This is a genomic window from Oligella sp. HMSC09E12 (assembly GCF_001808505.1).
GTDB lineage: Bacteria > Pseudomonadota > Gammaproteobacteria > Burkholderiales > Burkholderiaceae_B > Oligella > Oligella urethralis.
This window is the reverse complement of the sequence record NZ_KV793582.1, coordinates 46013-53366: the sequence shown is the minus strand read 5'-3', so window position 1 is coordinate 53366 and position 7354 is coordinate 46013. Positions and strand designations below refer to the sequence as shown.

General features: G+C 47.8%; 7 protein-coding genes. 5 read left to right on the top strand and 2 right to left on the bottom strand.

Going from position 1 to position 7354, the window contains the following annotated elements:
* Nucleotides 1-18 precede the first annotated feature (18 nt).
* Complete coding sequence (locus HMPREF3179_RS06640; RefSeq protein WP_070470206.1) at nt 19-1347, bottom strand: short-chain fatty acid transporter; 1329 nt, start codon at nt 1345-1347, stop codon at nt 19-21.
* A gap of 213 nt (nt 1348-1560) precedes the next feature.
* Here HMPREF3179_RS06640 and HMPREF3179_RS06635 point away from each other — a divergent pair, with 213 nt between their 5' ends.
* The 5 genes from HMPREF3179_RS06635 to HMPREF3179_RS06615 all read left to right on the top strand — a co-directional run bounded on the left by HMPREF3179_RS06635 (nt 1561) and on the right by HMPREF3179_RS06615 (nt 5541).
* Nucleotides 1561-1704: an entericidin A/B family lipoprotein gene (locus HMPREF3179_RS06635; protein ID WP_036558439.1), complete on the top strand. Its 144-nt coding sequence runs from the start codon at nt 1561-1563 to the stop codon at nt 1702-1704.
* 158 nt (nt 1705-1862) lie between these two features.
* Nucleotides 1863-2753 (top strand): phosphoribosylaminoimidazolesuccinocarboxamide synthase, encoded by an 891-nt coding sequence (locus tag HMPREF3179_RS06630; RefSeq protein ID WP_070470203.1) that lies wholly within the window; start codon nt 1863-1865, stop codon nt 2751-2753.
* A gap of 21 nt (nt 2754-2774) precedes the next feature.
* Nucleotides 2775-3281, top strand: coding sequence for a 5-(carboxyamino)imidazole ribonucleotide mutase (gene purE, locus HMPREF3179_RS06625; RefSeq protein ID WP_036558434.1), 507 nt, complete (start codon nt 2775-2777; stop codon nt 3279-3281).
* Between the two features lies 1 nt (nt 3282).
* Nucleotides 3283-4497 (top strand): 5-(carboxyamino)imidazole ribonucleotide synthase, encoded by a 1215-nt coding sequence (locus HMPREF3179_RS06620; RefSeq protein WP_036558432.1) that lies wholly within the window; start codon nt 3283-3285, stop codon nt 4495-4497.
* Between the two features lie 9 nt (nt 4498-4506).
* The gene (locus HMPREF3179_RS06615) at nt 4507-5541 is read left to right on the top strand and encodes an L-threonylcarbamoyladenylate synthase (RefSeq protein ID WP_070470198.1); all 1035 of its coding nucleotides are present in this window, start codon (nt 4507-4509) and stop codon (nt 5539-5541) included.
* Between the two features lie 21 nt (nt 5542-5562).
* On the opposite strand, the gene HMPREF3179_RS06610 is transcribed toward HMPREF3179_RS06615, so the two are convergent.
* A complete protein-coding gene (locus tag HMPREF3179_RS06610; protein ID WP_070470195.1) occupies nt 5563-7338 on the bottom strand; it encodes an SLC13 family permease in 1776 nt (591 codons plus the stop codon).
* Nucleotides 7339-7354: the final 16 nt, after the last annotated feature.

Sequence of the window (7354 nt, the reverse complement as noted above, 5' to 3'; positions counted from 1 at the left end):
AGGAATGAATACATGTGTTCACCGGACGCTTACATAGAATACGCCGCTAATAATCAGCCCTGACACAATGAGGGTAAAGAGGCAGAAACCCATAATATCACGTGCTTTTAGACCGGCAATCGCTAGTGCTGGTAAGGCCCAAAATGGCTGAATCATATTGGTCCAGGCATCGCCCCAAGCAATACTCATGGCCATTTTAGCCTGCTCGATATTGGCGCCCATGGCATTCATCTGATTAACCGCTTCAATCATCACTGGCGCTTGCACCGCCCATTGACCACCGCCACTTGGAATAAAGAAATTAACCAAGCCAGCGCTGAGGAAGGACAGTACATAGAAAGTTTTTTCTGAGGCCACGCTGACAAAGGCATTGGTAATATTTGCTGCCAAACCGGACTGTACCATCATCGCCATAATTGCCGCATAAAAAGGGAACTGAATAAGAATGGGCCCCACCGCGCGCACGGAATCATCTACCGCGTTGATAAAATTACGCGGGGTACCATGCAGCACGATGCCTGCAAAGAAGAAGATAAAGTTAATAATATTTAGGTTTAAACTACCACCTTTAACAAAGTAACTCATGATATAAATCCAGCCTAAGACGCCGATGATCAGGTTTAAAAGACGGCTATGCTCGAGGCGCTCAGCCGGCGTCATTTGCACTGGTTTAGACTCAGGCTCTGCTTCCTCTAACAGCTTAGGATCGATAATGACACGCTCCTCCTTGGACGGGTGCATCAATAGGCAAAGAATCGGGATGCAAATTAATAGTGCCACACAAATAATCAGATTGCCCGTAGAAAAAAGTGTCTCACTGATTGGAATCACACCGATCTGTGCTTCGTAAGGGTGCTTGGCGGTGGCAATGCTCAGCGGGATAGAGCCAGCAATACCGCCGTGCCAAATCACAAAGCCACTATAGGCACTGGCAATTAATAAGCGATAGTCAGTGTCATTACGTTGTCTAGCGACCTCTTTAGCAATGAGCGCGCCTAAGACTAAACCAAAACCCCAGTTAATCCAGCAGGCGAGCGCAGTTAAAAAGGCGACCATCATAATGGCCATGCCGGCTGATTTAGGTGCTTTTGCTAAAGATACTAAAATACGTTTAAAAAATGGGCTTTTAGCCATCACCGAGCCACACAATAACACCATGGTCATTTGTACCGTAAAGGCCATTAAACCCCAAAAGCCATTACCGAAATAATCCACTACATTGAGTGGTGCTTGATTGGTAAAAGCGCTTAAAACAAAAACAACTAATGACAAAAGAATGACGAAAATATAAGCGTCAGGTAAATAGCGTTCCATCAAACGTGTTGACAGACGTGTTAAAAATCGCATGATATATTCCTCCTTGGCGTGATTTTTACGAGCCTATTTTGTCACAAAGACTTTAGTTTTTAAAGAAAAATAACATAATTAGGGTGTTTGCTTAGAATTTGACACCTTTTATTGGTAGAGGAAAAGGGCGTAACGCTTTAAAATGAAACTATCTTAGCTATTAATTAGTGGCTGAGATTACTATCAATAAGTTATTTAAATTAAGGGGTTCTTATGAAACTAAGCAAATTAACACGCATGTTTGTATTAGCCTTAGGTTTAGCTGGCGCAGTGTTCGCTACGGGTTGTAATACAGTACACGGTGCGGGTGAAGACATTGAGGCCGGTGGCGAAGCAATTCAAAGAGCTGCTAAGTAATTAGCCACCAGCACAAGCTATCCGCAGACGGATAGCTTCCCATACCGGTGCCACAGTCATCTGTCGCGCCGGTTTTTTGCGTCTAGCCTTTAGCTAAGGTACTCCTATGTTAAAATTAATCTTTTAATAATTTGATAGTTAAATCAAAGGATAGTGTTTTGGCGACTGCAATTTATCAATCTACCATCCAATCATTGCCGCTGGTTGCACGCGGTAAAGTGCGTGATATGTATGCGGTGGGTGAGGATCACTTTTTAATTGTTGCAACGGACCGTATTTCAGCCTTCGATGTGATCCTGGATGATCCCATTCCGGGTAAGGGGCAGGTGCTCACAGAGATGACGAATTTCTGGCTTAAAAAGCTAGCGCATATTGTGCCTAACCATAGTTCCGATTTGCAGCTTGAGGATGTGCTGTCCGGCGAGGAGTTGGCACAGGCGCAGGGTCGCTCAGTGATTGTTAAGCGTTTACAGCCGATTTTAGTTGAGGCAGTCGCACGTGGCTATATTATTGGTTCTGGCTGGAAGGACTATCGCAGCACGGGTGAGATTTGTGGGGTTAAGTTACCACGTGGTCTACAATTGGCTGAAAAGCTTGAACAACCGATTTTTACCCCAGCGGCCAAGGCTGAGGTGGGCGATCATGATATCAATGTCGACTTTAATCACGTGGTGGCCGAAGTCGGACAGGAAATGGCTGAAGAGATTCGTGATGTTACCCTAAAGCTATACACAACAGCGGCGGAATACGCTGAGACTAAAGGTGTGGTGATTGCTGACACCAAGTTTGAATTTGGTTTGGATAAAGCGGGTCGCCTACACTTGATGGATGAGGTGCTGACGCCAGACTCCTCTCGTTTTTGGCCAGCAAACCGTATTCAAAAGGGGGTGAATCCACCTTCCTACGATAAGCAGTTTGTGCGCGATTGGTTAGAGCAGCAAGATTGGGATAAGACCCCACCGGCACCGCGTTTGCCGCAAGAGGTGATTGATAAAACCGCCGCCAAATACCGTGAAGCCTTAGTGATTTTAACTGGCCAAAGCATTTAATTATTAAGTGAAGGATTTTATATGAGCTCTGCCAAAGAGGATGTAAAAGTCGCAGTGATTATGGGTTCCTCCAGTGACTGGGAGGTGATGCGTCATGCGGTTGAATTGTTGGAGCAGTTTGAGATACCGCATGAGGCCAAGGTTATCTCAGCGCATCGTATGCCCTTAGATATGGTGGCTTTTGCCGAGACGGCCTATGAACGTGGTCTACGTTGTATTATTGCTGGTGCCGGTGGGGCAGCCCATCTACCCGGTATGGTGGCAGCCATGACAGAGGTGCCGGTCTTTGGTGTGCCTGTACCATCACGTTATCTGCGTGGTGAGGATTCCTTACATTCCATCGTGCAGATGCCAAAGGGCGTGCCGGTCGCCACCTTTGCCATTGGTGAAGCCGGTGCGGCCAATGCTGCTTTACATGCCATTGCTAATTTAGCCATGACGGATGCCGCCTTGCGCGAACGACTCAAAGCGTATCGCTCCACTCAAACGCAAAAGGCACGTGCCATGACACTGCCACCGGAGGCGTAGTATGTCACGGCCTCCAGCCTATGATGAGAAAATCCATCCGGGCGAGTATTTAGGTATGTTGGGTGACGGTCAGTTAGGCCGTATGTTTTGCCATGCCGCTCAGGCCATGGGCTATAAGGTGATTGCCCTAGGTCAAGAGGCAGACGGTCCCACAGGACAAATTGCCGAACAGCATATTAGCGCAGATTATGAAAGTCTTGCTGCGCTACAGCAAATGGCTGACGCCGTGCGTGCTGTCACCACGGAATTTGAAAATGTCCCTGCGCAATCCTTAAAGCAGTTGTCCTATACCGTGCGCACGACACCCGCAGCTTCAGCGGTAGCGGTGATACAAGACCGTATTTCTGAAAAATCCTTTATTCGTGCTACCGGTGTGCCAGTGGCTGAGCATGCTGCCATTCGTCAGCTTGAGGATTTGGATCGTGTTAAGGCAGCACTTTTCCCAGGTATTTTAAAAGCAGCGCGTTTAGGCTATGACGGCAAAGGCCAAGCGATTGTTAATAATCTCGCAGAAGCGAAGCAGGCATTTAAGGACCTCGGTGAGGTTGAGTGCGTACTTGAGGCGAAATTACCTTTAGCCTATGAGCTATCGGTGGTGCTAGCGCGTAACTTAGAGGATGACATCGTCACTTACCCAGTGGGGGTAAATCATCATATTAATGGGATTCTTTCCAGCACCACGGTGTATCCTGGTCTAGTCCCTGAGGAGCTCGCTGCCCAAGCCATTGATTATGCCAAGGCATTAGCTTCAAATTTAAACTATTTTGGCGTGATGTGTGTCGAGTTTTTTGTGCTCGATGCCGCTAAGCTGAGTCCCGACCATCCTACGCTAGTGGTTAATGAAATTGCTCCACGCCCGCATAATAGCGGTCACTACACAATGAATGCTACTTCCTGTTCACAATTTGAACAGCAAGTGCGGGTGATGGCGGGTATGCCATTAGGCGATACCCGTTTATTGCAACCGACCATTATGCTGAATATTTTGGGTGATAGTTGGTTTGTGGCGGATGAGGCGCAGGCTCAGGAGCCAGATTGGGCTGCTGTGTTATCCTTGGCAGGTGTGTCATTACATCTTTATGGTAAGGCCGAGCCGCGTCCTGGACGCAAAATGGGTCACGTTAATATTATTCATGCTGATATTGACACCTTGTATGAGACCGCTCAAAAAGTCAGTGATATTTTGCATTTGGGTGCAGAGCTAAGTAGAAACTAGTGTATCTTCATGTTGATCCATTCAATTCAAGCGGCCGCTGAGCGCTTAAACCAAGGTGACTTAGTTGCCTTTCCCACTGAGACAGTATTTGGTTTAGGCGCTGACGCTGAAAATCCACAGGCCGTTGCAAAAATCTATCAAATCAAGGAGCGACCAAGTAACCATCCAGTGATTGTGCACTTGGCGCCGGAAGCGGATTTGTCCTATTGGGCAAAGCAGATTCCTCATGAGGCGGAATTACTGATTAAGGCCTTTTGGCCTGGTCCCTTGACCTTAATCTTGCAGCGAGCAGCGCATATACCGGCTGCCGTGAGTGGCGGACAGTCGACCGTAGGCCTACGCTGTCCTTCCCATCCTGTCGCTCAAGCCTTATTGCGTGAATTCGCCGAACAACGTCCGAATGGGCAGGGTGGCTTAGCGGCACCCTCGGCGAATAAATTTGGGCAGGTCTCACCCACAGCAAGCCAGCACGTGATGAATGAGTTCGCTACAGAGATTGCAGCTGACGAGCTTTGGGTACTTGATGGCGGAGCCTCAGAAGTCGGCATTGAGTCGACTATTGTGGATTTGTCACGATTGGGTGAGGGCGTGCCGGCAACCTTATTAAGACCAGGTCATATCACGCGTCAGCAACTCAGTGAAGTGCTCGGCTATGAGCCTCGTAATAAGGACGCAGCTGCGCCCCAAGTCTCGGGTAGCTTAAAGGCGCACTATGCACCTAAGACCCTATTACAATGGCTACCTGCTAGCGAAGAGGCGATTAGTGCCTTAATTCAATCCATGCATGGTGATGCGACTGTGACAGCTGCCAAGTGGGCGGTTCTGGTCTTTGACCCGACCGCATATCCTGCTGAGTATGAATCGGTGGATTATATCGCTATGCCGCGCGACCCACAGCAATATGCCCAACGTCTTTATGCCTTGTTGCGTGACTTAGATAAGCAGGGCTATGCTCGCATAGCTGTGCAACCACTTCCAGAAGACGAGAGCTGGGAAGCCATTAACGATCGCCTCCAACGCGCGGCTGCGGCATTTGAAGGCTAAGCGTTATTTTAAGTTCTTCAATTAACCGTAAAATGGCCAGAAGTAGGGGATAAATATCACCCCTAAAATCCAGAAAATCAGATTTAGCGGCACACCGACTTTTACAAAGTCGGTGAACTTATAACCGCCAGCCGCATAAACCATGGTGTTGGTCTGATAACCGATTGGCGTAATAAAACTCGTTGAAGCAGAAAACGTTACCGCAATTAAAAATGGTGTTGGGTCAGCGCCTAGCAGCTTAGCCGTCGACATTGCTAGCGGGGTTAGCAAAACGGCCGCAGCCGAGTTGCTCATCATCTCGCCGAGAATTAAAGCCATAATATAGAGAATGGCTAACATGACGTGAGGACCAAATTGTTCAAAATAGCCGAGTGTATTACTGATAATGAATTCCGCGGCACCCGTCTCATTCATCGCGATACCTAGTGGTATAAGACCTGCCATCAGCATAATAATGGTCCAGTCGACGCGCTCATACACCTCGTCGGCGCCGATGCAGCCGATTAAGGTTAAGAGCAAGGCACCAACCAATGCACTAATGGCAATTGGCACCAAACCAAAGGCGGCGGTGGCAATGACGCCCGCCATAATAGCTAGACTAACTAACGATTTCCATTTTTTGGCTCGATTGCGGGCCTCTGTCTGGGATAGTAGGATGACATGTTTGTCTTTTTGCAGCGCATTTAAATCGTCCTCTGGGATTGCTAGCAGGATGATGTCTCCCACTTGTAAGCGGATGTCCTCAAGCTGACTACGGATAATATTACCGCGACGCTGAATACCCATAATTAGGCTATTGTATTTCCAGGTGCGATTAAATAAAACCATGCTGCGACCGATGGCACGTGAGTTTGGCGCAATCATAATCTCAGCCAGAGACCACTTAACACCTTCAGGGACCTGCTTGCCGCGTTGGAGTTGGTTGTTAACTTTGAGCTTTTTATCATCAGTTAATTGTCGAATATCATCCCAGCGCCCACGAACAAGAAGAATATCGCCCGGCTCTAGTTCACTGGAGCGCGGTGAGGCTATTTTCTCACCATCGCGGCGGACCTCAATAAGATAAATACTGTAATCTTGACTAATTCCCGCCTCAGAAAAAGAGGTGTCGACGAGTGATGAGTCGTCAGTAATATAGAGCTCTGTCACATAATGCCCAAAGTCATAGAGGTTAAAGAGATCAGAGCTCTTCACATCCGGTAGTATCCTACGTCCGATGGTAATGAGGTACAAACACCCCGCCACAAAGCAGATCGCACCTAAAGGCAGAAACTCGAACATCGAGAAGCCTCTGAAGCCTTGTTCCTTCGCCACTGAGTTGACGATTAAGTTCGTTGAGGTTCCGATTAAGGTCATGACCCCTGCCATTTGTGACACGTAGGATAGGGGAATGAGAGTTTTAGAAGGGGCTAGACCCACCTTTAAACTTGCACTAATGACTATGGGAATAAAGACAGCCACCACCGCCGTATTATTAACAAAGGGTGCAATGATGGCTAGTACGCCAAACAGGGTTAGATAAAAAGCCCAAGGCGACTTAATATAACTGAAGAGTCGATTGAAACCATTAAGCGCGCCCGTATTCTCAAGAGCAGCAGCCAAGATGAACATGGAGGCAATGGTGATCGTGGCTTCATTACTAAAGCCACTCAGCGCCTGAGAGGGCGTCACTAAGCCGAAGAGGGTTAAGGAAGCTAAGACTAGGAGACCGATACCGTCGTAGCGAACCTTCTCTGTGATGAAAAGTACCATCGCGATGACCGTGATAAGCAGTACTAATACAATCTCGGTTGTCATAAAATCTTCCTAAACT

What these genes read in the sequence shown, in the direction of transcription:
- HMPREF3179_RS06620 (WP_036558432.1), top strand. Translation starts at nt 3,283, where the DNA reads ATGTCACGGCCTCCAGCCTATGATGAGAAAATCCATCCGGGCGAGTAT.
- HMPREF3179_RS06610 (WP_070470195.1), bottom strand. Translation starts at nt 7,338, where the DNA reads ATGACAACCGAGATTGTATTAGTACTGCTTATCACGGTCATCGCGATG.
- HMPREF3179_RS06615 (WP_070470198.1), top strand. Translation starts at nt 4,507, where the DNA reads ATGTTGATCCATTCAATTCAAGCGGCCGCTGAGCGCTTAAACCAAGGT.
- HMPREF3179_RS06635 (WP_036558439.1), top strand. Translation starts at nt 1,561, where the DNA reads ATGAAACTAAGCAAATTAACACGCATGTTTGTATTAGCCTTAGGTTTA.
- HMPREF3179_RS06640 (WP_070470206.1), bottom strand. Translation starts at nt 1,347, where the DNA reads ATGCGATTTTTAACACGTCTGTCAACACGTTTGATGGAACGCTATTTA.
- purE (WP_036558434.1), top strand. Translation starts at nt 2,775, where the DNA reads ATGAGCTCTGCCAAAGAGGATGTAAAAGTCGCAGTGATTATGGGTTCC.